Annotated in this window: 26 protein-coding genes and 1 pseudogene; 20 read left to right on the forward strand and 7 right to left on the reverse strand. The window is 38.3% G+C overall.

Annotation, left to right across the window (positions count from 1 at the left end):
- Positions 1 to 95: 95 nt before the first annotated feature.
- Both AZE41_RS23520 and AZE41_RS08230 read left to right on the forward strand, forming a co-directional pair.
- On the forward strand, positions 96 to 353 hold the full coding sequence (locus AZE41_RS23520; protein WP_067207899.1) for an HNH endonuclease: 258 nt from the start codon (positions 96 to 98) through the stop codon (positions 351 to 353).
- A 19-nt stretch (positions 354 to 372) separates the two neighbouring features.
- Positions 373 to 1008: an AbiV family abortive infection protein gene (locus tag AZE41_RS08230; protein ID WP_067207901.1), complete on the forward strand. Its 636-nt coding sequence runs from the start codon at positions 373 to 375 to the stop codon at positions 1006 to 1008.
- A gap of 73 nt (positions 1009 to 1081) precedes the next feature.
- Here the strand turns inward: AZE41_RS08230 and AZE41_RS08235 are convergent, their stop codons facing one another.
- From AZE41_RS08235 to AZE41_RS22630, 4 genes are all read right to left on the reverse strand, one after another.
- A complete protein-coding gene (locus AZE41_RS08235) occupies positions 1082 to 1612 on the reverse strand; it encodes a hypothetical protein (protein WP_067207904.1) in 531 nt (176 codons plus the stop codon).
- 197 nt (positions 1613 to 1809) lie between these two features.
- Complete coding sequence (locus AZE41_RS22625) at positions 1810 to 1986, reverse strand: hypothetical protein (RefSeq protein WP_156475993.1); 177 nt, start codon at positions 1984 to 1986, stop codon at positions 1810 to 1812.
- Positions 1983 to 2180 (reverse strand): hypothetical protein, encoded by a 198-nt coding sequence (locus tag AZE41_RS08240; RefSeq protein WP_067207906.1) that lies wholly within the window; start codon positions 2178 to 2180, stop codon positions 1983 to 1985. Before AZE41_RS08240 ends, AZE41_RS22625 begins: the two co-directional genes overlap by 4 nt.
- A gap of 225 nt (positions 2181 to 2405) precedes the next feature.
- Positions 2406 to 2564: a hypothetical protein gene (locus AZE41_RS22630; RefSeq protein ID WP_156475994.1), complete on the reverse strand. Its 159-nt coding sequence runs from the start codon at positions 2562 to 2564 to the stop codon at positions 2406 to 2408.
- Positions 2565 to 2779: 215 nt separating this feature from the next.
- On the opposite strand from AZE41_RS22630, the gene AZE41_RS22635 reads away from it, so the two are divergent.
- The 16 genes from AZE41_RS22635 to AZE41_RS08315 all read left to right on the forward strand — a co-directional run bounded on the left by AZE41_RS22635 (position 2780) and on the right by AZE41_RS08315 (position 15050).
- Positions 2780 to 2926, forward strand: coding sequence for a hypothetical protein (locus tag AZE41_RS22635; protein ID WP_156475995.1), 147 nt, complete (start codon positions 2780 to 2782; stop codon positions 2924 to 2926).
- A gap of 48 nt (positions 2927 to 2974) precedes the next feature.
- A complete protein-coding gene (locus AZE41_RS08245; RefSeq protein WP_067207908.1) occupies positions 2975 to 3172 on the forward strand; it encodes a hypothetical protein in 198 nt (65 codons plus the stop codon).
- A gap of 93 nt (positions 3173 to 3265) precedes the next feature.
- Positions 3266 to 4585 carry a hypothetical protein gene (locus AZE41_RS08250; protein WP_067207910.1) on the forward strand — a complete coding sequence of 440 codons (1320 nt, stop codon included), beginning with the start codon at positions 3266 to 3268 and terminating at the stop codon, positions 4583 to 4585.
- 1 nt (position 4586) lies between these two features.
- Positions 4587 to 4844 carry a hypothetical protein gene (locus tag AZE41_RS08255; protein WP_067207913.1) on the forward strand — a complete coding sequence of 86 codons (258 nt, stop codon included), beginning with the start codon at positions 4587 to 4589 and terminating at the stop codon, positions 4842 to 4844.
- 138 nt (positions 4845 to 4982) lie between these two features.
- The gene (locus tag AZE41_RS08260; RefSeq protein WP_067207916.1) at positions 4983 to 5198 is read left to right on the forward strand and encodes a hypothetical protein; all 216 of its coding nucleotides are present in this window, start codon (positions 4983 to 4985) and stop codon (positions 5196 to 5198) included.
- Positions 5199 to 5253: 55 nt separating this feature from the next.
- Positions 5254 to 5676: a hypothetical protein gene (locus AZE41_RS08265; RefSeq protein ID WP_067207919.1), complete on the forward strand. Its 423-nt coding sequence runs from the start codon at positions 5254 to 5256 to the stop codon at positions 5674 to 5676.
- A gap of 17 nt (positions 5677 to 5693) precedes the next feature.
- Entirely contained in the window at positions 5694 to 5957 is a 264-nt protein-coding gene (locus AZE41_RS08270; RefSeq protein WP_067207922.1) for a hypothetical protein, read from the forward strand.
- A gap of 199 nt (positions 5958 to 6156) precedes the next feature.
- The gene (locus tag AZE41_RS08275) at positions 6157 to 6660 is read left to right on the forward strand and encodes a hypothetical protein (protein WP_067207925.1); all 504 of its coding nucleotides are present in this window, start codon (positions 6157 to 6159) and stop codon (positions 6658 to 6660) included.
- Between the two features lie 130 nt (positions 6661 to 6790).
- On the forward strand, positions 6791 to 7672 hold the full coding sequence (locus AZE41_RS08280) for a hypothetical protein (protein ID WP_067207928.1): 882 nt from the start codon (positions 6791 to 6793) through the stop codon (positions 7670 to 7672).
- A 174-nt stretch (positions 7673 to 7846) separates the two neighbouring features.
- The gene (locus AZE41_RS08285; protein WP_067207930.1) at positions 7847 to 8689 is read left to right on the forward strand and encodes a hypothetical protein; all 843 of its coding nucleotides are present in this window, start codon (positions 7847 to 7849) and stop codon (positions 8687 to 8689) included.
- A 627-nt stretch (positions 8690 to 9316) separates the two neighbouring features.
- Positions 9317 to 9838: an NUMOD4 domain-containing protein gene (locus AZE41_RS08290; RefSeq protein WP_067207933.1), complete on the forward strand. Its 522-nt coding sequence runs from the start codon at positions 9317 to 9319 to the stop codon at positions 9836 to 9838.
- A gap of 1079 nt (positions 9839 to 10917) precedes the next feature.
- Complete coding sequence (locus AZE41_RS08295) at positions 10918 to 11640, forward strand: hypothetical protein (RefSeq protein ID WP_067207936.1); 723 nt, start codon at positions 10918 to 10920, stop codon at positions 11638 to 11640.
- 15 nt (positions 11641 to 11655) lie between these two features.
- The gene (locus AZE41_RS08300) at positions 11656 to 12045 is read left to right on the forward strand and encodes a GntR family transcriptional regulator (protein ID WP_067207939.1); all 390 of its coding nucleotides are present in this window, start codon (positions 11656 to 11658) and stop codon (positions 12043 to 12045) included.
- Between the two features lie 2 nt (positions 12046 to 12047).
- Complete coding sequence (locus AZE41_RS08305; RefSeq protein ID WP_067207941.1) at positions 12048 to 12893, forward strand: ABC transporter ATP-binding protein; 846 nt, start codon at positions 12048 to 12050, stop codon at positions 12891 to 12893.
- Positions 12894 to 12916: 23 nt separating this feature from the next.
- On the forward strand, positions 12917 to 13849 hold the full coding sequence (locus AZE41_RS08310; protein WP_067207944.1) for an ABC transporter ATP-binding protein: 933 nt from the start codon (positions 12917 to 12919) through the stop codon (positions 13847 to 13849).
- On the forward strand, positions 13842 to 15050 hold the full coding sequence (locus tag AZE41_RS08315; protein WP_067207947.1) for an ABC transporter permease: 1209 nt from the start codon (positions 13842 to 13844) through the stop codon (positions 15048 to 15050). The genes AZE41_RS08310 and AZE41_RS08315 overlap by 8 nt, the downstream gene beginning before the upstream one ends.
- Before the next feature lie 1165 nt (positions 15051 to 16215).
- Here the strand turns inward: AZE41_RS08315 and AZE41_RS08320 are convergent.
- A complete protein-coding gene (locus AZE41_RS08320; RefSeq protein WP_067207950.1) occupies positions 16216 to 17118 on the reverse strand; it encodes a glutamate biosynthesis transcriptional regulator GltC in 903 nt (300 codons plus the stop codon).
- Positions 17119 to 17238: 120 nt separating this feature from the next.
- On the opposite strand from AZE41_RS08320, the gene gltB reads away from it, so the two are divergent.
- Both gltB and gltD read left to right on the forward strand, forming a co-directional pair.
- Positions 17239 to 21771, forward strand: a complete 4533-nt coding sequence (gene gltB, locus AZE41_RS08325; protein ID WP_067207952.1) for a glutamate synthase large subunit — start codon at positions 17239 to 17241, stop codon at positions 21769 to 21771.
- A gap of 17 nt (positions 21772 to 21788) precedes the next feature.
- Entirely contained in the window at positions 21789 to 23270 is a 1482-nt protein-coding gene (gene gltD / locus AZE41_RS08330) for a glutamate synthase small subunit (RefSeq protein ID WP_067207955.1), read from the forward strand.
- A 575-nt stretch (positions 23271 to 23845) separates the two neighbouring features.
- Here the strand turns inward: gltD and AZE41_RS08335 are convergent.
- Positions 23846 to 24394, reverse strand: a pseudogene (locus AZE41_RS08335) (UV DNA damage repair endonuclease UvsE); the annotation flags it as partial.
- A gap of 272 nt (positions 24395 to 24666) precedes the next feature.
- Complete coding sequence (uvsE, locus tag AZE41_RS08340; protein ID WP_067207958.1) at positions 24667 to 25620, reverse strand: UV DNA damage repair endonuclease UvsE; 954 nt, start codon at positions 25618 to 25620, stop codon at positions 24667 to 24669.
- Positions 25621 to 25854: the final 234 nt, after the last annotated feature.

The following is a 25854-nucleotide window of genomic DNA, read 5'->3' on the forward strand; positions in this document are numbered from 1 at the left end:
GGCTGGAAATTCGAAAAAGTAATAATAAATAAAAACGGCAATCAAAATCAAATGATACCCGTAAGATCATTCAAACTTCTGTATTCAGTAGAAGTGTGTATGTAAAAGAATTTGCAAGAGGGGCAGCAAAAGGCATCTGTCAGCTATATGACAATGAAGCTCCATTCTTGGACAAGCAAGGGAACCCATTTTTAGAAGTACATCATGTTCATTACTTATCCAAAGGTGGGAGTGATACGATGGACAATGTGGTGGCTTTATGTCCGAACTGTCATAGGAAAATTCGTCAATTGGAATTAGAAGAAGATGTGAATAAGATTACAGAAAAAGCATTGGGAAATCTGAATACATAACCATATCGGGGTGAAATTTTTGAGTTTAAATAATTTTAAAGAAATCCAAATAGCTTATAGCAAAACATTTTACAATGGCTGTGTGCTGTTGGAAGAATCGCAGTTGTTATATGACAATAATAAGTATGCTAGAGCGTATTTACTGGCTCATATTGCTATTGAAGAATGGGCCCGCTGCTTTATGTTGGCTTCCGCAATAATGAAATTCAAAATAAGAGCATTGGATGTGAAGAAACTCCTACGTAGACAGACAAGTCATCAAGACAAAATTGAATTGGCTTACTCATTTGTGAAGATGTTAAAAAAACATGGAAATCCTTTAGGTAAGGAAAACAAAAAAGAAGCGATGAATGAAATAATGAGAAATCTCAATGCTGAGTTTATGATAGGTAAAGATGAAATACGAAAACTTAATGACTTTAAAAATTCGTCTTTTTATGTGGACCATTATGAAAATGTAACTAAATCCCCAAGTGAAATGATTTCCGAAGAAAAAGCGAGTGAATTAATCGCATCTGCAATGCTATTAAAAGAATTGTTAGAGTTAGCAAAATGGCATGAAGATGAAGTACTAATTGATCTAGCTAAAAAAATGGAGCCTGAAACAATGTTTTTAATAAAAGAATTATTCTCTCCAAATGCAAATAAATATTGAGTCCTTAAAAGGTACATATAAAGCATATGTACCTTTTTCTTAAACAAATAAAAAAGCATCCCGAAGGACGCTCTTAGCTATTTTTCTTTGTGTTTTGTTGTTTATTAATTTCATCCATCGCTTTTATTGCTTCCTTTTTAATATAGCCATTTTTTAATAATTCATCTGTCTTTTTTTGCACTTCATCTTTGATAATATTTGGTAAAATTTCTTGGATTTTTTGGTCCATTATTTGTTTCAATTTTTCCGAAGCTACTTTTTCTTGTTTCAATCCTAAAATAACAAATACAATACCTATACTCAAAAGTGTTGCAAATTCACTTATTTTAACAATTACAACGTCTGACCAACCGAAGGATAATTCAGGGATTACCATAAATGAAAGTACAGCTAAAAAAAATAAACCCCATTTTATTTTAGTGAATTTAAAAGAGTCATTTTCTTCTTCAGCTTTAAATTCAAGAAACTCAATTAATGAAAAGGAAGCTGCTGCCATTGAAAAACCCATTACATAAATTGGGGATAAATCCACGACATTAAAAATATTCAAACAAGCTAGTATTATTATTGAAAAACCAATAAGTTTTGTAATGTTATTATACAAATAAAAACCTCCTCTCTATTATTTCGACAAAATAGGACAATTCTCCTGCAAATGAATTAAAAGTCGGTATCATCAATCGTGATACAAGGTCAAAAAGCTGATACGCAAAACTTGCATATCCGAAAATTAAAAAGGGAGTATACAATGTAGACGCCCCTGAGCAAGTGAAAAAGGCATGTAACTCAGCGTTACACACCTCACTCAAGACTCCGATACAATTCAGCTCGTACTTTCGCACGTTCCATATTATCCTTCGCAATAGCATCTTGCATATCATCTTTAGGAAATGCAGCCACAACAACCATTGCAATCACACCGAACATCATTGAGAAACAAGCAAGAGCCAATCCTATTGTTTGCAACCTATCTTTCATTCAACGGCTCGTTCATCTGGAACATATTCTTTCCCTGTAAGGAAAGCAATGTCCATATCGAGTTTTTTTGTGTGTGGAAAGAAAAATACTTGATACTTAGAATTTTTTCGATTCCTTGAGCTGTATTCTAGGTCGTTTCCGAGCTTCACTAAATCCACCATAAGATTTTTTTTGTAAATCAACTTCATGTTCATATGTAAAACCTCCTTATGTGATTGATGAAGGAAAGGGGATTATCACCCTCTCCTTGAGATTCCAGTTATGCATGGCATGCATGTCCAAATTTCAAAGTCGTCCTGAGCGACTTAAGATTGCATGTCCCCAAAATTGGGGACATCTCCAGAGAAAACTGGACATCTACTTTTGGCAACGCAAAATTGCGTCACCAATTGATTTCAACGAATACACTTCTGTATTGGTTAAGACTCCAAATGAGCTAGATCTTCACGAATCATGATTTCCAACACTTGCGCCATATGAAAATCCTTCTTAGCCACTTCCTCAATTAAATGAGCCATTTCATTTTCTCTTAATACATCTGCAAGCGTTTGTAAGTACGGTAGCAATTCTTTTTGCACAGTTCAACATCTCCTCATTTATCTGATAATTTGATTCTATCACACCAAATAATGCCAGCAACTTTTTCGTAAATACTTTTGAAATCGTCCTTGCAGCTCAGATATGTTCAATATAATGGTAGTGTCGAATCATTTAATAAAAGTGATTCACTATCACTTACTTTGAATGAAGTTGTGTACATAAGTTATATAAGCAACTTACAGGAGGAATTGAAATGCTGAAAATTAAAGAAAACAAAACAAAACAGAAAAGCTACAAGGTTACATCGAACCAGCTGTATACGAAGCTTTTTTACGCTACAAAGAAAACAATGAACGAAGTGAATCACAAGCTACGGGAATTCTTGTCAAAGAAGCATTAACCGCTCGAGGATATTTGAAATAATTAGCACTCAAAGGAGCTCAGTCAAATGAACAAATACAAAGAAATTTTCACGAAATGGTTAGCAATGGAATTAATGCAAGCAGGTCACGATCTATTTAAAGTCGTTCCAAATAAAAAAAATCCACAATATAACGTATATGTATTCGTTAATACAAACGAATTAGACATGGATATACCATTGATGACTAAAGCAAAACATGACTTACAAAAACTCACAGTTTAGCGCTGAGCCAACTCACCAAGCTATAGTAATACTAGTAAGATGGCGAGTTGACTCAGCGCCACCAAATCCATGAGACAAAGGAAGTAATCCAATATGAAAAAAGAATATTTGGTCGCAGAGTTATGCGAACAAGAGCTAAATGGGATTGATGAAAAAACGTTTAGAAGAAACAAAGATAATTATTTAAAGCAGCTCGGAGAAAGCAATCACGTTACACAAGGCAAACGTGGAAGATTTACTACCATTATTCTTGAGCCTAAAGAACAGTCATCGGAACAAAAGGAAGACGCTGAATTTCTTGAAATCATAGGCTGCGATATTGGTAAACATGATATTGAATTATTGAAGTTCTGGTTGAAATCAATCCTTGAGAAAGAAATCGTTCCAACTCAAGAAGAGCTTGCAAATATAGCTTGTCAGAACAATCTCATTCCAACATTTTCAAGGGGAACAATCAAAGGATATTTTGATTTTCTTAAAAAGCATCACATCATCGTTAAGCCTACGGAAATACCAACTTGGATTCGTTATGATGGAGTGGTTCCTGAGTATGACAAAGAAACTGGAGAAATATTACCAACTTATTATAAAAAAGTCGTGAATTATATTTATTACGATTATGCAAAAGATGGTCGAATTGCTTTTCGTAAGAGACTGATGAAAGTAATGCAAGAGATCGCACATCAAGCATACGGAACAATTTACGGTGAAGAATATAAGCTGAAAATCATTCCTTTGATAAAAAGCAATGCGTCTAAATCGTACATAGCCGAGGAATCGAGCAAATTGCAGATGAAAGTCCTTCAAGAATTAGGTGAAGCATACGGAATCAATGCTTTACGAAGGATGCCAGAGCCAATCATCAACATCAATATTGCTGGACGATTGAAAGATTACTTCGGATTAAGAACACAAGGGCGCAACAAGGAGCTTAATATTGACGTTAGCAAAGTTGAATTGGTTGAAATTGACCGACCAATAGGATCTAAAACAACGGAACTTGAAGCAATCATGGAATATCGTCAATTGTTAAATTCGCATGTCCAATTGTACACAGAAGGACAATATGCAATGCCAATACATTTATATGAGAAGTGGCATGGGGCTAAAAAGTTTGAGGCACGATTGAACGGAAATACAAATAAAGTTCTTGAATCAGATGAAGACATACTCAGTTTCGATGAAATGAAAGAGTTATTGGCTTGGTTGAAGAAATACAAAAAGGTCAATGTTGAAACGTTATCAAAAGGCGATGTAACTGAAACGATTGATAATCAGTTGCTTCAAGAAGAAATGAATTTCAAAAAGCAGTTGTCAGCATTCAAATTCAAACCACCATCTGAAGTAACGAATGATGATGCAACAGACTTAATGAAGAGCATGTTCGCAAATAAACAGAAAGGAGTAGTTTGATATGAGTAACTTAACTGAAAAGATGATTGTAGCTGTAACGGAGATAGTCGAAACGAAAGCTGAAATATGGGATGTATTCAACATATGTACTAAACATGAGCTCAGTCCATTCGAAGAAACATATGTGATAACGATGTATGAACAGGCAAGAGAAGGAATGCTCAAACTGTTGGAACAACAAACAACAGGAGCAACTGAAGAAGAAACCACTACATCAAGTGAAAAAATATTGACGTTGAAGACGGGTTTTGGTGTGTGAAAAGGTACAGTCATCATTAATTTGGTGGCTGTTTTCTTTTGCATTGTGCTACTTAGATTCTCATGAGTAACGGATATATATGTAGAAGCGATCGAAAGCAATAACAATCAATAAGAAGATAAAAGGAGCAAACAGAAGATGACTGAATATAAACAAATTCATTTCAAAGTGCCACAATCGGTATTTGAAGTATATGAGGCTGAAGCAGATGAGAATGGATTTCCAAGTGTTACGGCACAAATCAAAGCTGAAATTATTAAACAGGCCAAGATCAAAAGAATGATATTACAAATTGAAAAACCTAAGACGCATAAACAGCCAAATTTTTTGGATGTATTTGAAGGAATCGAGTAATTGAATATGTATATTGAAGACTGAATAATCAATCAAATTAGATGGGAACAAAATCATGTCTAAAATTACATGGGAAATTATAGTGCCTGAGCCACATGAGCCAAAGTATAAGAAGACAGTTGCTCGAGTGTTTGATGGTACGACTACTCGGGAGCATTTGTTTAGTCGTGATATGTTAGAAGTGGCTGTTGAAGATCAATTGCTATGGTTGTATATGAAAAAGAAACATGAGGGATTAGGCAACTACAGACAAGATGAGCCACGCATCATTCAACGACTTGACAACATCAAGCACACAGCCGAAACACGTCCTCGAGTAGTTAAGAACGGAATCGAATTGGTCACCATTATTGATAAAGATGGCTGCATAATTTCTGTTAGTGAAGATGCTTTACTCAGTGGTAGGCATTCAAGAGCAACCATCGTAAATAGGAAACGAAAGCTGATGATGAAACTTATAGAAGGAAATTTGTTATAAAAGCGAGGACGATTAACATGGTTGATATAGCCGATGATAAGCCACTCATTGATGATGATAGTGAAGCACTTGAATCGTCCATTCATATGTGGAAGTGGTACCAATACAACGGACATGAACCTGATTGGCTATGTTACAGCACTGGCTACACACGGACTAATGAAGTCGGTAAGTATGATTACAACACTGGACTGCTCGTTGAAGCTGAACCATTGTCACATGAAGCTCTATTGATATGGGATGAGATAGATAAGCAACTGACTGAATCAAAGGTACATTAGACCCTCCCCCTAGGTAGGCGTTTTTATCCTGAGTAGGGTACGGAAGGACAACGGGTGGTCAGCGCCAGGAAAAAGTTTTTCCTATAACTAAGAATTTTTGACAATGCCGTAAATCACAATGGCTAAATATTAAATAAATCGACATCAGTAATGGCTATTTTGCCTGCTGGTGTTTTTTATTGGAAAGGAAGTAATCAACATGGCTCGACCAACTAAATCTGTTAATCAAATGACGATGAATATGACTAAAGATGAACGTGAAACACGATTAGAAGCTGAAGCAATAGTACAAGCAATGGCACCAAAAAAACCAAAGCCTTTTTCATCACTATCAAAAGATGAAAAGAAAATATTTAATAAACTTGTCAAGCTGAATGACACATTCAACGAAGCAGATTCTGCCTCCTTATCAATACTTGCTAGAAGTCAATTCCGCTACAACGCACTAAGTGACGCACTGAACGATTTAAACCCGTTAGATGAACGAACTGTATCACTTGAGCGGAGAATACACGCTTACGACAAAGCCATCGTTCAGCACATGAGCCTGTTATGTATTCCATTGAGTCACCGATTGCGGTTAGCAAACGACATGGCAAAAGTAGAAATCGAACGAAAAAAAATGAAGCAAATGAACGGACAATCTATAAAAGCGGTCAATCCATTATTAGCATTGTTAAATGATGATGATGACGATGAATAAATCAGCAGAAAACTAAAACTCAATATAGGTACAAGCAATACTCATGCTCGATCTTTGGAATTCACTTTCCGAGGTCGGGCTTTTTTAATGCGAAAAAACAAAAAAAACAATCGAAAAGGCGGAATTTATTATGGCAGATACAAAAAATACAGGTGTAATAATTGAAACACTACCAATTAAAGACGTAATTATTCAAGGTTTTACAGGCACTTCAAAATCTAATTTCATTAATAAATTGAATATTATTGACGGAAACCAAAGTAAAATTATACCAGTAGGAAGTTATGTCGACAAAGGAGCTTCCAGCATTATTCCCGAAAAAGGAAATGCCAATGTGCGGAGATTGAAATTTGATGGCGTCACTGTAAAACCAAAACGATTCGCTGAAGCGATTGAATTATCCGTAGACTTTGAAGATGAAAGTGCAGTTGATGTTATTGAATTTGTTAAAAAAATGGCATTCAACCGTATTTTACATGGATTAGAATCTCAAATGATGGTTTACGGATATCAAAATTCTGATACACAAGCAGTAAAAGATGTTAGTTTTGAACGACTTTTTCCAAGCGCAAACCAGCCAATATCAACAAAGTCTGGAGAGCCCCTGAGCTACAAAGATGTGTTATTTGCATATCGACAAATGAGTCTAATGGGGAAAACAAAAGATGCTTTTTGGTTAATCGGAGGAGAAGCAGGATTTAGTGTTTTAGATGCTCAAAGCAATGAAAGACTAAGCTTCGATAACATTCCCGAAGGTGCAGATGCTACATTGCTTGGATTACCTGTGTATTTGATAAGTTCATTTATGTACAATGACGGCACTCACGCTGCTTTCGCAATAGCACATCCAGACGCTTATGCTTTGTCATTGAGCGATGTTAAAGTCATTAAACCAAGACTTGACACTGAACAAGCAATGAAAGCAAAACAAGTTTACATTGTTGAATTATGGGCTGATGGCAAAGTAACCGATTTACAATCTAAACGTGCCTATAGCTTTGCACCAAATTGATCTTAATCACATTGTCGGAGTGCCTTAATCGGTGCTCCGTTTTTTTTCGTTTATATACATAGTCAATAAAATGAGAATTTTATTCACTGATAATTGTCCGACATTATTTTTCCAGTGATATAATCAAATCAATATACTAGGTTTTCATTAAATAGATCAATGGAGGGAGATATTATGTCGTTTCTTTTAGGGACAATACCAACAGCTGTTACAACGTACCTATCTAATCAGTGGGATACCTTTATCTCAAATTTTGCTTTGTTTGCTGCATTAGGTGTTGCATTTTACTTTATTTTTCAAAAAGCCGTTGAACATCGATTCCAGAGCCGATTAACTAAACTTAAGGGAGAGGTAGATGAGGATTTAATCTCCTTAAAGGGGGACGTTGACCATGACGTACAATCTAAAATAGAAGATTTAAGAAGTACTCAACAAAATAAATTGGAGTCTTTAAAACTTGAACATCAAAAGATGTTATTAAACTTTGAGACATTCAATAGTAAACAAAATGAACGATACCCACAACTGTATTTCTTAACCGAGCAAGCATTAGGATATATTACATATTTAAGAGGATTTCAAAGTTTTCCCACTTTTGAAAACGCAGCTATAGAAGACGTAAAAACCTATTGTGAAGTAATGGAAATGAATACAGGAGACAAAAATAGAATTGTTTCTTTATGGGAACAAGAAAAAGATAAAGCAATTTCAGAAATACACAGACTTAAAAAAGTCATTGACTACAATAGAGCTGAAGTTAAATGGTATGACGCTAGCGATTATCTAATTTATAATGAGTTATATTTTTCTGATGAGGTCACCGATCATTCAAGAAAATTGTTAGACCTAATGTACGAATATTGGTTAAATTTAAATCCAGTTTATCATATGCCAATTTTCGCGACTGACAGAGAAATTAGAAACGACAACTCCGATACAAAACAACAAATAAATGAACAAAGAAAAGTATGGAAAGCCATTATGAAAAAGGAAGTTTCTGTATCACCGACAGCATAAGCTTTAGATGCCGTAAAGCCCTACTTGGTCCTTTTTTTATAATAAAATATTGATTTTAGTTGCTTTTACAATTTCAAACTTCACAATATATTAAGGGTGAGGTGAATCGGAATGAGAAAGAAAGACCATCCATTATATTCAACATGGAAAAACATTAAAGCAAGATGTTACGTCAAAAGCAGCTCAAAATATAAATATTATAGTGTCCAATAAAAACAATGCTATGCTGAAAAACACGGTCATTATATGATGATTGATTATCGTGAACATGACTGGCATATGTCAGTTGAACGGTTCAAAGATCAATTCGATGAATTTCTCGATAAAGTAAAAAAGGTGAGATTGAAGTAGCTTAATCGCTACTTCTTTTTTTGTGGCAACTTACAGATGGTAAAATTTAAGTTTTATGTCTAATCTACATACTTTCTGCCTCGCAAGACCTCCAGCTAAATTCCTTCTATATATATAGATTTGATATATTTTACATATATCAAATACATAGAAACTCCTGTTCGTTGAATATTAATATTCAAGATTAAGGATTTTGAATAATATTAATAAACTTTCTTCTTGTTTCGCCATGACATCTGAAAAAAATTCAATACAATGGCACTGAGGTGAGTCGGAATGGAAATTGAGATTTGGAAAGAAATTGAGGGATTTGCTGATTATGAAGTTAGCAATTTAGGAAGAGTAAAAAGCTATAAACTTGGAAAACAGGGTGCAATATTAATACCTCGTAGGCATAAAAAAAGGAATCAATATTGGTTAGTTTATCTGTTAGGCAATGATGGAAAATATCGCTTTATGAAAGTGCATCGTTTAGTTGCGTTGGCTTTTTGTCCTCAGCTCATTGACTGTAATATTGTGAATCACATTGACGGAGATAAACTAAACAACGTAGCAACGAATTTAGAATGGACTACAAAAGGTGGCAACAATCGTCATGCTTATGAAAGTGGTTTGCGTAAAGGACCTGTAATAAAGTATAGGAAAGTAGCTAAAATATTGAGTGATAAAACTGAAATAATTTATCCTTCTGTAAAACAAGCTTCAAGAGAAAATAACATTAGCGATACTTCTATTAGACGTGCTTGTAATGGAGTTATGAAAACAGCTGCAGGATCTGAATGGAAATTTGTTGATTAATTGCTAAGTCGTCTCTTATAATGACGAAGGAAGTTGATTTCGAACTAAGAAGGCTCAATGTTAGAATCCCATAATCGCTACAAACGTTGGTACTGTTGGCGTGCAGACGACTTATCTATTTACAAAAGTTTACATGGTCGGGGGTTCGAATCCCTTCTGGGACATAATGTAATAAAAATAGTTTGAATAAAAACACCTGAAACATTGTTAATTCAATGTTTCAGGTGTTTTTTATTTGCTGAGAGCCTGGTTGAATTTGATTGTTTTGAACAGTAACTACGCGGATTTCTCACACGACAATTGATTAGCGCGTTTCGACACTATGCTTTTGAAAGAAATATCGATTGATATGTTGTTTATAAAGTTGGAATTTAGAAGTCAGATTTCGTTCATCTTTTTTTTACACAAAAGGAATAGTGACATCAGTTGCCGACAAAAACGAAATTGATGTGTCTGTGTTTATTGTCCACAAACCGTTGAATACTATTAGTTTGACCCTAAACGATTTGATAAGTCATAAGCTTGTGAGTAGAGGCACCGAAGAATAATCAGGCCCACAACGTAAAGTTTGCAAATGATTATCATGAGGTTCCTAGTGTTTAGCTAAGCCGTCGGTCGGGTGACGAATCCCTCCTTGGGCATTAAAAAAAGATGTATGAATGACATCAAATCAGTCTTTTTAGTAAGTAGGGTAAAAGAACAGGATACCAACTGTACTGTATTTATCTCCATTTGCAAACGATTTGCCGGAAGAGGGTCGTGCAGTTGCTGTAGCTTGGAGAGATAAATTCTTAGAACTTGTAGATAGAGAATAAAATCTGATCATAAATAAAAAGTGGACGCAAGTTTTTTATAACTTGCGTCCACTGCTATTTAATAAGCAATAAAACATCAACAGTTGTAATATAGATATTTCCATCTATTTCAACTGTTTTCACTATATTTCTCTTCAAGAAAATTATGCCGCGCTCCTCAACTACTGTTTATTCTTTTTTAAAATGAATTGACCACTCTAAAAAGAATGTGTTACTGTGTATATGAGTATAAACAGTATAACAGTTAAGGAAGGGTGTTTATATATGAATGAATGGAAAGAAGCATACAGGCTCGCAGCTTTTGAAATAAAGGCTTCAATAAAAAGCTTTCTACTGATCTTGATTTTCTATATTGTGATGAGCCTGATTTTCATGCTGTCGTTCGATGTTTACCTGGAAGGCGAATTCAAATTCTTTGATTTTATGTTCATGCTGATTTTCTTCATGTTTCCGGCCTGGATGAAAGGTAAGGAATTCCAGATGCAGAAGATGGATGGGGATTTATGGACAGCGCCCTCAATTATCATGTTGCAGCAGCTGCCGATCTCCAAAAACATCATCGTCAAAAGCCGCTTCATCATTCATGCATTCTGTTCATTTCCGTTCCAGTTGGTTCTGTTCATCGCGATGCCGCTGATGTCGGAGAATTTCCGGGACATGATGACGCCTATCGCTTACATCGCATTCCTGCTGATTTGGCTGGGTTTATCGATTTCAGTCGGCTTTATCATGGCGGCGAGCGAAGCGGGAGGAAATTTCAATACGAGTACCATCGTAAAATCGTTTATTTACTTGGTGATTGGCGCCGTTGCACTTTATTTCATGTTCCCGCTTTTATCAGAGAACGGCTTTATCCACTGGACGATGTCGCTTGCAACTGAATGGACACTGCTGTCAGTCATCGTGGCTATTGTCTTGAGCATTGCGGGCTGTAAATACTGGCAAGCGGATATGAGAAAAACCATTAAGAAAACGGAATATCTGTGAGAGGGGGGCTGGACTTTGCTGCCGATACGCTTATCCAAAGATTCTCGTGAACCGATTTATCACCAGATTGAAAAGCAGCTGAAAGCACTGATTGCAGGAGGCCATTTACCTGCAGGAACGCCGCTTCCATCAATCAGGGTGCTGTCGAAAGACCTGGAGATTAGCGTCATCACGATACGTCGCGCCTATCAGGACCTGGAGTCACAGGGCTTCATCGAAACAGTCCATGGCAAAGGGACTTTTGTCGCGGAAATACAGAACTCCATGAAACAGGAAACGATGACGGCTTCCGTCCAAACGGAATTCGAACGGGCCATCCGCAACGCGATGGATTACGACTATACTGTCGATGAAATCAAAACGGTTTTTGAAGAGACTTTAGAAAAACTCGCGAAAGGGGAATGACAATGCAGCCATGGATTGAAATAAAAGACGCGAATAAAAAGATTGATGATTTTCAGCTCGGGCCTGTCAGTCTAGCGATTGAGCCGGGGACCATCACGGCGCTGGTCGGCAATAACGGCTCTGGCAAAAGCACCTTGCTGAAGCTGATCATGAATCTGGCGAATCTGGACGGAGGAGGGATCAGGGTCTTTGGTAAATCGGTCGACGGGAAAGACGAAAGCTGGAAAAGGCATGTCACGTACCAACCGCAAAACGCTGTTGGCTGGAACGCCTATACAGGAGAGGACCTGAAAAGGCTGATTGCCCCTTTATATACGAAATGGGATGAGAAGCTTTTTGAACGCATGATCCAGCTACTCAACATCCCGCTCGATAAGCGTTTCGGCAAATTATCGCCAGGTCTCCAGCAGAAGCTGAGCCTGTCGCTCGCATTGCCGCGGAATACTGATATCCTGATTCTCGATGAACCTACCGTGTCACTCGACATCCCATCAAAAAAACAATTCATGGATTTGCTTGTCGAGTGGATGGAAAAGGAGGACCGTGCTGTCATCCTGACAACTCATCAGCCGGAGGATCTTCAGAAACTGGCGGATTACTTGTTTCTGATGAAGGACGGGCAGGCGGTCGGCCGGTATGAGAAAGACATGCTCGCTGCCGGATTCCGCCGCTATTGGCTCAAAGAAATGCCGGCGGTGCGAGTACCGGGTGAGCTTTCCCGTTCCGGAAACGAGCTGATATCAGATAATCCTGACACAACGGAACAGTATTTCACGCAACACGAACACAGTGTCATTGACGTCAAAGCCTTGGAACTGGAAGAAATCATCAGCCTTCTGCTGAAGTAGAGAACTAAGAGAGGATGAGAGAAATGGAAACAATGCTTACTGTAGAAGGTTTAGGAAAATCCTTCAAGGATAAGAAGATTGTCTCAAATATTTCCTTCGAAGTGAAAAAGGGAGAGATTATGGCGTTGCTCGGACCGAACGGGGCGGGGAAATCGACGACAATCCGCAACATCATGGGCATCTTGTATCCCGATGAAGGTACGATCGCTTTCCGGAACCGCTCTACGAAAGATATCCCGCGTGATAAAATTGGCTATCTGCCGGAAGAGCGGGGGCTCTACAAAAACGTCAAGGTCATGGACATTCTGCTGTATCTTGCGGACCTGAAGGATTATCCGCTGGACCTAGCTAAAGAACGCGCGCTCGAGTACTTGAAAAAGTTCGGCCTAGAGGGCAAGGATAAAGTATCGGTCGAGGAGTTGTCGAAAGGGATGGGTCAGAAAGTCCAGTTTATCGCCTCCATTCTTCATGAACCGGAACTGCTGATTCTGGATGAGCCGTTCTCAGGTCTTGATCCGGTCAGCCAGGAGCTGTTCAAAGAAGAAATCCGTTCATTGGCCAAAAAAGGCACGGCGATTCTATTGTCTTCGCATCAGATGAACCTTGTCGAAGAGATGGCGGACCGGCTGTTCCTGATTCACCGCGGCACGAAAGTGATCTACGGGACCCTGAGTGATGTCAAAAAGGAATATGCTAATTTCAAATGCACGATCAACGGCAGCAACAGCCGCAGCCTGCTTGAAAACCTGCCAGAAGTCGAGCGGGTCGAACAGAACGGGGCAACGGCTGTGCTTTATCTCACAAAACATGTGCAACCCGCTGTCTGGCTGAAAAATCTTCCAGATGAACTCGACATTCAGGAACTATCGATCGACCGGATTTCGCTCCATGAAATCTTCATAGATATCGCCACGGACAAGAATCTTTTGAAGGAAGTGGGTGAGTTGCATGCGTAACACGATGAAAGTCGCCAAATGGGAAATCAAACGCAATATGAAAAGCAAGTCGTTCATCATCGGCCTATTCCTGACACCAATCATCTTCCTAGCATTTTTCCTGCTGCCGGACCTGTTCAGTTCGGATGATGAAGCAGCGACAACGACAGTCTACGTCAATGACCAGCTCGGGGTCTACGGACAATTGGAAGCAGCGGTAGCAAATACCGAATGGCAGATGGAACAGACAGACACCACAGAACAGGAAGCCACCTCAGCGCTTGAAGGCAAAGAAGACGCTGCGTATATCTTCATCGACGAACAGGCAATTGAAACCGGGAAAGTTGCAGTTTACACGCATGAAGATACGAGTTCAGCCTTCATGGATGAAGTCCAGATCCTCGGTGGTCCGCTACAGATGCTGCAGATCGAACAGCTCGGCCTGACACAGGAAGAAGCGGCAGTTGTCGCGCAGGGAGTCGTCTTTGAAGATGCTTCAGAAAAACCGGAAGAAGGCGGCCTGTTCAGTGAAAACATGCTGGAACGTGTGATTCCAGGAGCATTTGCCGCTGTCGTCATGCTGTCAATTGTCTTCACCGGAATGGCAATCTTCCAAAGCGCGTCCCAGGAGAAGAAAGACAAAATTGCTGAGATTATTCTGTCGTCTTTAACGCCTGCAGAACTGATGCAAGGCAAGATCATCGGCTATTTTGTCCTCGGTATCATCCAGGTCGTTGTCTATATTGTCATCGCGCTGCCGGTCCTCATCTGGAAAATCGATTTTCCGATTATTGAGTATCTGTTAGTGCCCGAAATTCTAGTGCTAATATTCATTTCTATCCTCGGATACCTGCTCTATGCGGCGCTATTCGTCGGAATCGGTGCCACAATGGCTGATATCTCGACAGCGGGGAATTTCCAGGGCATGGTCATGATGTTACCATTCAGCCCATTCCTTTTCATTGGACCAGTCTTCAGCGATCCAAGCGGATTCTGGGCGCAGCTTGGAAGCTATATCCCGTTTACATCACCTGGCGTTCTCATTATGCGCCTGTCACTTCTTGAAGAATGGCCGTGGGTGCAAATCATTATCGCTATCGGAATTCTTGTCGTTAGCGTCTGGGTCTTCATGAAACTTGCGGGCAAAGTCTTCAAGATTGGCATCCTGATGTATGGCAAGAACGCTACACCGGGCGAAATTTGGAAATGGATTCGGGCGTAAAAAAATAGAGCTTGCTAATCAACAATATCTATTAACCTTATAAATTATAGAATAGAAAACTTTCTTGCACATGTGTTCATTAACTAAAAATAACCAATAAATAACTTAATTGACTACTAGGCGCTCGGTGTACAGTTGCTTCTGGCTCGCATTGAATTGAACAACTTCTTTATATAACTGAGCTATTTTGATGTATAGGAATGCGACTTCGCCGCATTCCTATACATCTTCTTCAGTAATCGTCTGGTGGTCGTTCATCCGTCGCGCCCCAAAGGCAAAGGTACACGAAGTGCTAATGCTTTTGGGAACGAGGGAATGGAGGGTTCCTAACTGGGTAAAAGCCGCCAAAGATGCAATTTTGGCGGCTGAAGCTTTCTCTATGGTCTTTTCTTATTTTAGGAAGTGTCACTTTCTATAGGAGCTTACCTGATGTGGAGTTTAAGCCTTATTAAAGAACACATTGTGCAATGTACCAGAGTGCCCGAAATTGCATCTTCGGGCACCGATACCTTGTGAAAAAGGTTGCTCTTCTTTACTTCTAAAGCAACAGCATTTTTCACTTGAATAGTGTGCCGAAAGCGAACCGGAAATGATCCAGTGAAAATGGGTTTTCAAGCTTATGCATATCTGTTATTTATGCAAGAAAATGGTTAATCAACAGACGTGACTTTCTTATTAAGTAAGGTGGAGAGATTTGACCCTTTGCAATCTTAACTGTAGATTGCCGAGGCACTGTGCTAATTCCAAAAGTATTCACGTAAAGTCGTCAAACCCTTTTGATAAGGTTTTGACGTTTTTTTGTCCGGATAAACGCTGTTTCAAATACAAGATTTTAGGCAAAGAACGAAATGTATTGTGTGAAAATGAAGACGGCTGTATTTCTTAAGGGAACAGATGTCGAATTCTGGTAAAAGAATTGGGGAGATTTTGAAAAAAGCGGGGTCTTAAACTAATTCTCATGGGGGTTGACCTGAAGGGGGCGAAAGAAATTCTCCGCTGTCGAGAACAATAAATACAGTCCGATTAAAGTTTTTTATTTACCGTAAATTCTGGATGGGGTAAAAACCATCCAGAATATTTATGAGTAATGAAAAACATGTAAAACATGAAACTCACAATTTTGTCTCCTATTATTAATAATTTTTTAGCCAATATTACAGGGGTTTTACTGGTACTGACCAAGTATAGAGAAGAAGCGGGTGACGAATTGATGGAATACCTTTTCGGATGGCGAAAGCTCTCGAGTTGCGGGGCTAATGATTCCAACGGTTCTTCGAATGATTGGTGTTTCTATTGGTATTTTAACTGTAAATCGTGGTGTAGAATCGTAAAAAGAGCTTTCGGGTAAAATAGTTACACCGATACCTGCTGCTACTAACCCTTTGATGGCATCCATATCTTCTCCTTCTGATGAAGTTTTCGGTGTGAAGCCAACGCTATTACATGCTTCTACTGCGATTTTTTTTAGTACATATCCTTCTGGAAATAATATGAAATCATCGTTTCTTAAATCAATAAGTTGTAGCTTCTCACGTTTTGCAAAGGGGTGATTCGAAGGTAAAAGTACAGAGAAATTTTCAGTAAATAAAATAGATGTGTTGATCGAGTCATCTTTTGGAGGAAGCGGTCCTAAAAAGGCAAGATTTAGTTCCCTTTTATTCACAGCATCGATCAAATAATTATATGATCCTTGACGTAAATGAAACGCTACATTGGGATATTCTTTTTTAAACGCTGAAATGACAGTAGGTAATAGGTGACCAGCTAAACTAGTAGGAAATCCAATTTTGATAGTCCCTTTATCTGGATCTAAATATTCGTCTATTTGTTTTTTCGCATAATCAATCGCTTGCAAAGCAGAAATGCTATGTTCTGAAAAAATCTTGCCAATTTGTGTTAACTTCACATTTCTACCAACACGTTCAAATAATTCTACTCCAAGTTCATCTTCTAAATTTGCAATTTGTCTACTTACAGCTGATTGGGCTACATGCAAATGAATAGCTGCTTCTGAAATATGTTCACGTTCTGCTACTTCGATAAAGTACCTCAACTGGCGTATTTCCATACTTCCCTCCTAATCTATCTCAAAAACAGATCATTTATATCCAAATTATATATTGTTTGTATTAGTTTGAAAACATATAATATTAGTAAGTTACTTTTTATGGAAAATGGAGGGGTTCAAATGACATTTCATCAATTACCGAAAGCACAGGGCATGTATGATCCAACGTTTGAACATGACGCATGCGGGATAGGTTTATATGCACATATAAAAGGAAATGCAACACATGATATCGTAGAAAAAGGATTAGAAATGTTATGTCGACTTGATCACCGTGCGGGACGTGGAAGCGATGGTCAAACGGGTGATGGTGCAGGACTGATGGTACAGATACCAGATGTTTATTTTCGTGTTGTGTGTAATGAATGGGATTTGCCGGAAAAAGGAGCTTATGGCGTAGGAATGCTATTTTTTACAGACAATAATGAAGAACGTGCGGGCATTGAACAAAAAATTAACGACATGATTATTGCGCAAGGGCAAGAACTCATCGGGTGGAGAACAGTTCCAATTAACGCTAGTGTTCTAAGTGAAAAAGCAAAAGAAACAGTACCAGTCGTTCGTCAAGTATTCATCAAAGCAATAAACGCAACTGATTCACTTGCATTTGAACGTAAATTATATATCATTCGAAAACAAGTGGAGCACTGGGCACTACAACAGGATAAAAAATTCTATTGTGCAAGTCTATCAAGTCAGACAATCGTCTATAAAGGATTACTTACTCCCAAAGAGGTGAATCTTTTTTACGTGGATCTTCAAGATGAGCTATTTACATCTGCCTTTTCATTAGTACATTCTCGCTATAGTACCAATACTTTTCCAAGTTGGGAAAGAGCACATCCAAACAGATATATTGTTCATAACGGTGAAATAAATACATTACGTGGAAATATTAACTGGATGAAAGCACGGGAACAGCAATTTGTATCAGAAGCATTTGGGGAGGATCTTCCAAAACTATTGCCAATCATTGATACAAATGGGAGCGACTCTTCCATGTTAGATAATGCATTTGAATTTTTTGTACTTGCTGGTAGAAAACCAGCTCACGCTGCCATGATGTTAATACCAGAACCTTGGACAGAAAACCCTCATATAACTGAGGAGAAAAAGGCTTTCTATTCTTATCACAGCAGTTTAATGGAGCCATGGGATGGACCAACAGCTATTTCATTTACAGATGGGAAACAAATTGGAGCAATTTTAGATCGCAATGGTTTACGACCAGCTCGGTACTATGTGACAAAAGATGATTATATTATTTTCTCTTCTGAAGTAGGGGTAGTAGATGTAGAGGAAGAAAATATTTTATACAAAGAACGTTTAACCCCTGGAAGAATGCTACTTGTTGATTTAGAACAAGGTCGTATTATTTCAGACGAAGAAATTAAATCAGATATGGCAAATGCATTACCTTACCAACAATGGTTAGACGAAAATTTAGTAACTTTTACATCTGAAATGGAAGAACCAGAGCAAATAGATGATTTATTGTTCAAACAAAAAGCATTTGGCTACACATATGAAGATATTCAAAAATACATGATTCCGATTGCGTTAGATGGCAAAGACCCAATTGGATCAATGGGGAATGATACACCACTAGCCGTTTTATCAGATCGACCACAATCGTTATTTAATTATTTTAAACAGCTCTTTGCACAAGTAACAAATCCACCAATAGATTCAATTCGTGAGCATATTGTGACATCTACAATGACGCTACTTGGAGCAGAAGGAGATTTACTGCATCCAAATCGATCTAATAGCGAACGAATCTTTTTAGACACACCTATTTTAACAAATAGCCAGTTTAGCCAATTAAACGATATGAAATCAAACAAATTCCGAAGTGCAACTATAGATTTAACTATGTCTGCAAATTTAGAAATCGATTTATGCCATGTTTCTAAACAAGCGGATGAATATATAGCACAAGGAATAGCCTTGCTCATACTTTCCGACCGACTGTTGGATGTAAAGCAATTTACAATTCCAGTCCTACTAGCTGCAAGTAGCCTCCATCAACATTTACTTCGCACAGGAAATCGAACGAAGGTAAGTATTATTGTGGAATCCGGTGAAACAAGAGAAGTACATCAATTTGCTGCTCTGATTGGATTTGGGGTAGATGCGATTAATCCATATCTTGCTTATGCAACGATTGCAGAAGCAATAGAAGAAGGGCATATTGATAGTAGTTATGCAGTAGCGGTTGCGAAATATAGTCAAGGTATTACAGATGGTGTAGTGAAAGTAATGTCGAAAATGGGTATTTCAACTGTTCAAAGTTATCGCGGAGCTCAAATTTTTGAAGCAGTAGGGATTAGTAAAAAAGTGATTGAACGTTATTTTTCAGGAACTGTTTCTCAATTAGGAGGTATTAATCTAGAAACAATCGTGGAAGAAGCGCATAAAAGACATCAAGCAGCTATAGATTCCACTGGGGCTTCTTTAGATTCAGGTAGCGATTTCCAGTGGAGAAGTACTGGTGAACATCATGCATTTAATCCGAAAACAATCCACACACTTCAGTGGGCTACTCGAAAAGCGGATTACGGTTTATATAGACAATATGCAGAAATGGCAAATGAAGAGCGTATTGGATTTTTGCGTAATTTATTGACATTTAAAAAAGATGTTAAATGTATTCCACTGGAAGAAGTCGAGTCTGTAGATTCCATTGTCAAACGATTTAAAACGGGAGCGATGTCGTTTGGTTCATTAAGCAAAGAAGCCCATGAAACACTTGCTATTGCGATGAATCGCCTAGGTGGTAAAAGTAATAGTGGGGAAGGTGGAGAACATCCTAGCCGTTATGAACTAGATGCCAATGGAGATAACCGAAGAAGTGCCATTAAACAAATAGCGTCTGGTCGATTTGGAGTGAAAAGTCATTATTTAGTGCAAGCAGATGAACTGCAAATTAAAATGGCGCAAGGTGCGAAACCGGGCGAAGGTGGTCAGTTACCAGGTAATAAAGTATACCCGTGGGTAGCCGATGTTCGTGGATCGACAACTGGAGTTGGATTAATATCTCCACCTCCACATCATGATATTTATTCGATTGAAGATATGGCGCAATTAATTCATGACTTAAAAAATGCGAATAGAACTGCTCGTATTAGTGTGAAACTAGTGGCGAAATCGGGTGTTGGAACGATTGCTGCTGGGGTGGCAAAAGGTGCAGCAGATGTGATTGTCATTAGTGGATATGACGGTGGAACAGGTGCATCTCCTAAAACGAGCATTAAACATACGGGACTACCTTGGGAGCTAGGACTCGCAGAAGCGCATCAAACATTAATATTAAACGGTTTACGTGATAGAGTGAGACTGGAAACAGATGGGAAATTGATGACTGGTAAAGACGTTGTAATGGCTGCCTTACTTGGAGCTGAGGAGTATGGATTTGCAACAGCTCCATTAATCGTTTTAGGCTGTATTATGATGCGTGCGTGTCATCTAGACACTTGTCCAGTTGGAATTGCGACTCAAAATCCGGAACTTCGCAATAAATTCACAGGAAGTGCTGATTATGTTGTGAATTTTATGAAATTCGTAGCGGAAGAAGTTCGTGAGTATATGGCGTTACTTGGATTCAGAACAGTAGAAGAAATGGTAGGACGTGCGGATGTGCTAGAAGTTAGTGATCGTGCAAAAGAACATTGGAAAGCAAAACAATTGGATTTAACGGCATTGCTTTATCAGCCAGAGGGAGCACGTACGTTTAAAATTCCACAAAATCATAAAATAGAACAATCATTTGACTTACGTGAATTATTACCAAAAGTAGAACATGCTATTCTAAGTGAATCCAAAGTGGAATTGAATTATCCAATTGCAAACACGGACCGTGTAGTAGGCACGATTATTGGAAGCGAAATATCCAAACTATATGGTGCTAGAGGATTAGCCCACGATTCGATCACACTTCGATTTACCGGAGCAGCCGGGCAAAGTTTTGGTGCGTTTATACCAAAAGGGATGTCTATGTATGTAACAGGGGATGTAAATGATTATTTTGGCAAAGGATTATCTGGTGGAAAACTGATTGTCACTGCACCTATTCAAGGTGTTGCTGAAGAAAATGTTATTGCTGGAAATGTTGCGCTATACGGTGCAACAAGTGGAACTGCATTTATAAATGGACGTGCTGGAGAGCGCTTTGCAGTTCGAAATAGTGGAGTAGATGTTGTCGTAGAAGGCATTGGGGATCATGGCTGTGAATATATGACAGGTGGTCGTGCTGTCATATTAGGGGATGTTGGGAAAAATTTCGGTGCAGGAATGTCTGGCGGAATTGCGTATGTACTTGTTGATGACTTGGACGGATTCAAACAAAAATGTAACACAGAAATGATTGGATTTGAACGAATTGAATTATCAGAAGAAAAACATGCGATTCGCCAATTAATTATGGATCATTATTATTACACGAAAAGCACGAAAGCTATGAACATACTAGATAAATGGGATGAAAATGTTCAAAGATTTGTAAAGGTCGTGCCAAATGATTATAAGAAAATGCTCGAAAAAATCGCTGACTTTAAAAGGGATGGTTTAACGGATGATGCAGCTGCAATGCAAGCATTTTTAGCAACTTCCGTGAACGGAGAAATAAAGCGACTCGCGCTTGTGAAAAAATAAGAGAGGGGGAATAGTAAATGGGTAAACCTACTGGATTTATGGATTATAAACGAGAAAAAGGAAAGGAAGAAGCCCCTCTCAGACGTATTAAAAATTGGGGAGAGTATGCCTCGAAGTTAACAGATGAAGCACTTCAAACACAAGGTGCAAGATGTATGGATTGTGGGACTCCTTTTTGCCATATGGGGATTGAAATACAAGGTGCGACTGCCGGTTGTCCTATTAATAACTTAATCCCTGAGTGGAATGATTTAGTGTATAAAGGAAAGTGGCAGGAAGCACTAGAAAGATTATCGATGACCAATAATTTTCCGGAATTTACTGGTCGTGTTTGTCCAGCTCCTTGCGAAGGATCTTGTACACTTGCCATTTCAGATCCAGCAGTATCGATTAAGAATATTGAGCGTACTATTATCGATAAAGGATTTGAAAATGGCTGGATAGTACCTAGAATTCCAGTAGAGCGCACAGGGAAAAAAATTGCTATAGTCGGCTCTGGACCTGCTGGACTTGCAAGCGCAGATGAGTTAAATCAAGCGGGTCATTCTGTAACTGTATTTGAACGTGCGGACCGTGTTGGTGGACTACTCATGTATGGCATTCCAAATATGAAACTAGAAAAAGATGTAGTTGAACGTCGAATTCAGTTACTCCAGCAAGAAGGAATCGATTTTGTGTTAAATACGGAAATTGGTAAAGATATTTCAACAAATCAATTAAAAGATGAATTTGATGCGATTATTTTATGTATCGGCGCACAGAAACAACGTGAACTTCGCATGGAAGGTAGCGATTCAAATGGAGTTCATCTTGCAATGGATTACTTAACTTTTACTACCAAAAGTTTGCTGGATTCTAATTTTGCTGACGGGCAATATATCAATACAAAAGGGAAAGATGTCATCATAATTGGTGGAGGAGATACGGGGGCAGACTGTGTGGCAACTGCAATTCGTCAAAACTGTAAATCAGTTGTCCAGTTCGGAAAACATCCACAGCTACCAAATACAAGAGCGGAAGACAATTTGTGGCCAACCGATTCGAATATTTACAAATTGGAATATGCTTATGAGGAAGCGGAAGCTAAATATGGCAAAGATCCTCGTGAATACTTAATCCAAACAACGAGAATGGTCGCAGATGAGAAAGGAAATTTAAAAGAGCTCCATACAATTCATATGGAAAAAATACTAGGGGAAGATGGGGTTCATTTCTTTAAAGCAATACCTGGTACAGAAAAAATTTGGCCTGTACAATTTGTGTTTGTTGCAATTGGATTTGAAGGAGCAGAGCTTTCATTACCAAATCAATTGGGCGTGAACATTGTAAACAAAAAAATTGCCGCAACAACAAAAGATTATGCAACAAATGTAGATGGCGTATTTACTGCAGGAGATGCGAGAAAAGGTCAAAGTCTTATCGTTTGGGCCATTAAAGAAGGGCAAGATGTAGCGAAAAAAGTCAATGAGTATGTAAGTAAGCAGTCAGTCATTTGCTAATACGGCAGCGTTGGAGGAAGCTGAACGGATGGGTTTAATACTTCATCTGCAGACAGCCGATCACTTGCTCGTTATCTTATGTTGAGCCTGCAAGGAATACATGTCATAGCACGAGCGCAGACGATTAATAAACAATTATTAGATATTAATTCTTTGTGTTTAGCTAAGCCATCGGTCGAAGGTTGGAATCCCTCCTTGGACAAAAAATATATGAATGATATCAAACTAGTTTTTTTAAGTAAGTAGGGTAAAAGAACAGTCATCATCAGAACGCGACATTTACTGATGCTGGTAAAGAGTACTTAAAACAGAAAATGAGTGCCAAAAGAAAGTTAGGATAGTCAAAGTAAAATAGGCCACGTATCCTTTAAAAGTCGAATTACCCAAAACGGGGTAGTCGGCTTTTTTGATATCACAAATAGAAAGGAGAATTCACTATGATCTTTTCCTTTTCAAGATTAAGTATCTACACAATGCGAAGAAGCGGCAAGGTTCATCAATTCCTTTTAATGTTCAATAAATATGCAACTAAAGTAGGTCAATTTCTTAACGATGAGTTTCTAGATAAACCAAGTTTGAATCCTTTTCGGGACGTCCATCCAATTATCAACAAAACGTTCAAGTGAGAGTTCGGTTTCTTTATAATTACCACCAACATGCATGACACAGCGATGAGTCGGGTCAATCCCCATCGCCTTTAGTAATAAGTAATGTAGCTTTAAGGTACTAATTTAATTTTTTAAGATATGCTTCTCTTTAGAATTAATCAGAACAAAGTGATCTGGATGAAAATCAACTCTAATCTTATGTTTTTTTGCGAAATCTCCAATCTCACGAAGCGGTTCTATTAATGGCTTTATATAATTCCATTTAAGAAGCTCCTCGTGGTTTGCTAAAGGAATAAGGCGAGAGGTTAGCCGATAAAAATGAATATCAGACGCTACATTATGTTTTAACAGTCTTAGTGTATTATGTAAATTCGAAAGTGCAATACGTTCTAATTTACGGATGGCAGCTTCCCGATCATCAATTTTTTTGAATTGGGTAAAAGTCATTGTTTGCGAAGGGGATGCATTATCAAGTTCCATACTCATTGCGACATAACCAAGACGTACAATCGTCATTTATTCCACCTCATCTGTATTATCATTATTCAGCAAATGTTTTTGTGCTGAAAGCGAAGCGTCAGCTACAGAAGACTCTCACCTCCATAGGTGGGAGATGAATGCGTTTTTTTTACCTGTTAAGCGGGTGTCAAAATATCCGCTGACCAAAGAAAGAACGGCAATCTAAGTTCGCCGCGTCCTGCGGCAACGGTTGCATGACCTACATCCTGTAGGCCTCAAGCTCGATTCAAAATCTGGACTCAATAATTGAATAACTCTATTCTTCGCGGTTACCATTCCACAGATGACCCTGAAATACGTTTGACTCCTCGAATTGCAGCTATTTCATCTACAAGTTTCAGCATGGCAAGGTTTTTTTGTTTTGCTTCTATCATTATGTCAAAGTCCTTATTAAGCTCCTTTGCCATCTTTAAGAAGGGGAGGACAAAGTCTAAAGAAACAAAGTCAGCATGAGAACGATAGGCTTGATCTGATTTCGGTGAAGAAATGTGAACTTTTGGGACAATATTAAAGTTATTCCAAGTCTTAAATATGCGGTCTAAGTAAAGAGGGAGGTCACTCTCCACGTTATTCGCCATATAGTGATGATAATCGAGTACCATTGGAATGTTTTCCTTTTCACAAGTAATGAGTGTTTCCCGAACATCATACGTTTTATCATCATTTTCTAGCGTCATCTGCTTCTTAATTTCCTTTGGCAATTTTTTGAGATTTTGATGGAAACGGTTTAATGACGCAGTTTTATCCCCATAGGCTCCGCCAATATGAATATTAATTAATCCCGTATCAAGAATGTTCATAGCTTTGAGCATCCTAAAATGATATTCCATACTTCTTACTGCATTCGTTGTGACTTCTTCTCTTTGGCTTGTGAAAAGTGTAAATTGATTTGGGTGAAAGCTTACTCTAAGCTTGAAATTTCGGACTAAATTCCCGATTTCTTCCCATTCGTTTTTGAATGGAGTTAAGAAATCCCACATCACTTCCGGATGGGTTGCTAAAGGGACAAGTGAGCTTGAAAACCGGTATAATTCTATTTCATGCGCGATATTATAATACAAAATTCTTTTTGTGTGCTGTAAATTTTGTGCTGTTATCGATTTCAATTTTTCCATTCTCTCGGTTATAGGGAGCGTTGAATACCGTGTAAAAGTTAGAGTTTTTGATGGACTCGCATCCCATAAGCCTAGTGCATTACCTACATATCCGAACCGGATTTTCATCTACTTTTCCCCTTTATTCAATACTTTGAGGTTGAAATCTAATCTGACACATAATTTCTAAGAGCATTTTAAACAGTGAGGGGAAATTTATACATAAATATTATCTGCATAAATCCATTTATGTATACACAAAATGAGAATGGTTAACCCGCTTCGTTAATTGAGTAGGCTTTATATAAGCTAACGGTCCATGAGATACAATTGGTTCAACCTTCCTTTTACTTGTTCATATAA

Origin of the sequence: Sporosarcina psychrophila (assembly GCF_001590685.1) — a bacterium.
Classification (GTDB): Bacteria; Bacillota; Bacilli; order Bacillales_A; family Planococcaceae; genus Sporosarcina; species Sporosarcina psychrophila.

Excerpts from the sequence above, each read along its gene's own strand:
- AZE41_RS22625 (WP_156475993.1), bottom strand. The coding sequence starts at position 1,986 with ATGAAAGATAGGTTGCAAACAATAGGATTGGCTCTTGCTTGTTTCTCA.
- AZE41_RS08240 (WP_067207906.1), bottom strand. The coding sequence starts at position 2,180 with ATGAACATGAAGTTGATTTACAAAAAAAATCTTATGGTGGATTTAGTG.
- AZE41_RS22635 (WP_156475995.1), top strand. The coding sequence starts at position 2,780 with ATGCTGAAAATTAAAGAAAACAAAACAAAACAGAAAAGCTACAAGGTT.
- AZE41_RS08245 (WP_067207908.1), top strand. The coding sequence starts at position 2,975 with ATGAACAAATACAAAGAAATTTTCACGAAATGGTTAGCAATGGAATTA.
- AZE41_RS08250 (WP_067207910.1), top strand. The coding sequence starts at position 3,266 with ATGAAAAAAGAATATTTGGTCGCAGAGTTATGCGAACAAGAGCTAAAT.
- AZE41_RS08255 (WP_067207913.1), top strand. The coding sequence starts at position 4,587 with ATGAGTAACTTAACTGAAAAGATGATTGTAGCTGTAACGGAGATAGTC.
- AZE41_RS08260 (WP_067207916.1), top strand. The coding sequence starts at position 4,983 with ATGACTGAATATAAACAAATTCATTTCAAAGTGCCACAATCGGTATTT.
- AZE41_RS08265 (WP_067207919.1), top strand. The coding sequence starts at position 5,254 with ATGTCTAAAATTACATGGGAAATTATAGTGCCTGAGCCACATGAGCCA.
- AZE41_RS08270 (WP_067207922.1), top strand. The coding sequence starts at position 5,694 with ATGGTTGATATAGCCGATGATAAGCCACTCATTGATGATGATAGTGAA.
- AZE41_RS08275 (WP_067207925.1), top strand. The coding sequence starts at position 6,157 with ATGGCTCGACCAACTAAATCTGTTAATCAAATGACGATGAATATGACT.
- AZE41_RS08280 (WP_067207928.1), top strand. The coding sequence starts at position 6,791 with ATGGCAGATACAAAAAATACAGGTGTAATAATTGAAACACTACCAATT.
- AZE41_RS08285 (WP_067207930.1), top strand. The coding sequence starts at position 7,847 with ATGTCGTTTCTTTTAGGGACAATACCAACAGCTGTTACAACGTACCTA.
- AZE41_RS08290 (WP_067207933.1), top strand. The coding sequence starts at position 9,317 with ATGGAAATTGAGATTTGGAAAGAAATTGAGGGATTTGCTGATTATGAA.
- AZE41_RS08295 (WP_067207936.1), top strand. The coding sequence starts at position 10,918 with ATGAATGAATGGAAAGAAGCATACAGGCTCGCAGCTTTTGAAATAAAG.
- AZE41_RS08305 (WP_067207941.1), top strand. The coding sequence starts at position 12,048 with ATGCAGCCATGGATTGAAATAAAAGACGCGAATAAAAAGATTGATGAT.
- AZE41_RS08310 (WP_067207944.1), top strand. The coding sequence starts at position 12,917 with ATGGAAACAATGCTTACTGTAGAAGGTTTAGGAAAATCCTTCAAGGAT.
- AZE41_RS08315 (WP_067207947.1), top strand. The coding sequence starts at position 13,842 with ATGCGTAACACGATGAAAGTCGCCAAATGGGAAATCAAACGCAATATG.
- AZE41_RS08320 (WP_067207950.1), bottom strand. The coding sequence starts at position 17,118 with ATGGAAATACGCCAGTTGAGGTACTTTATCGAAGTAGCAGAACGTGAA.
- gltB (WP_067207952.1), top strand. The coding sequence starts at position 17,239 with ATGACATTTCATCAATTACCGAAAGCACAGGGCATGTATGATCCAACG.
- gltD (WP_067207955.1), top strand. The coding sequence starts at position 21,789 with ATGGGTAAACCTACTGGATTTATGGATTATAAACGAGAAAAAGGAAAG.
- uvsE (WP_067207958.1), bottom strand. The coding sequence starts at position 25,620 with ATGAAAATCCGGTTCGGATATGTAGGTAATGCACTAGGCTTATGGGAT.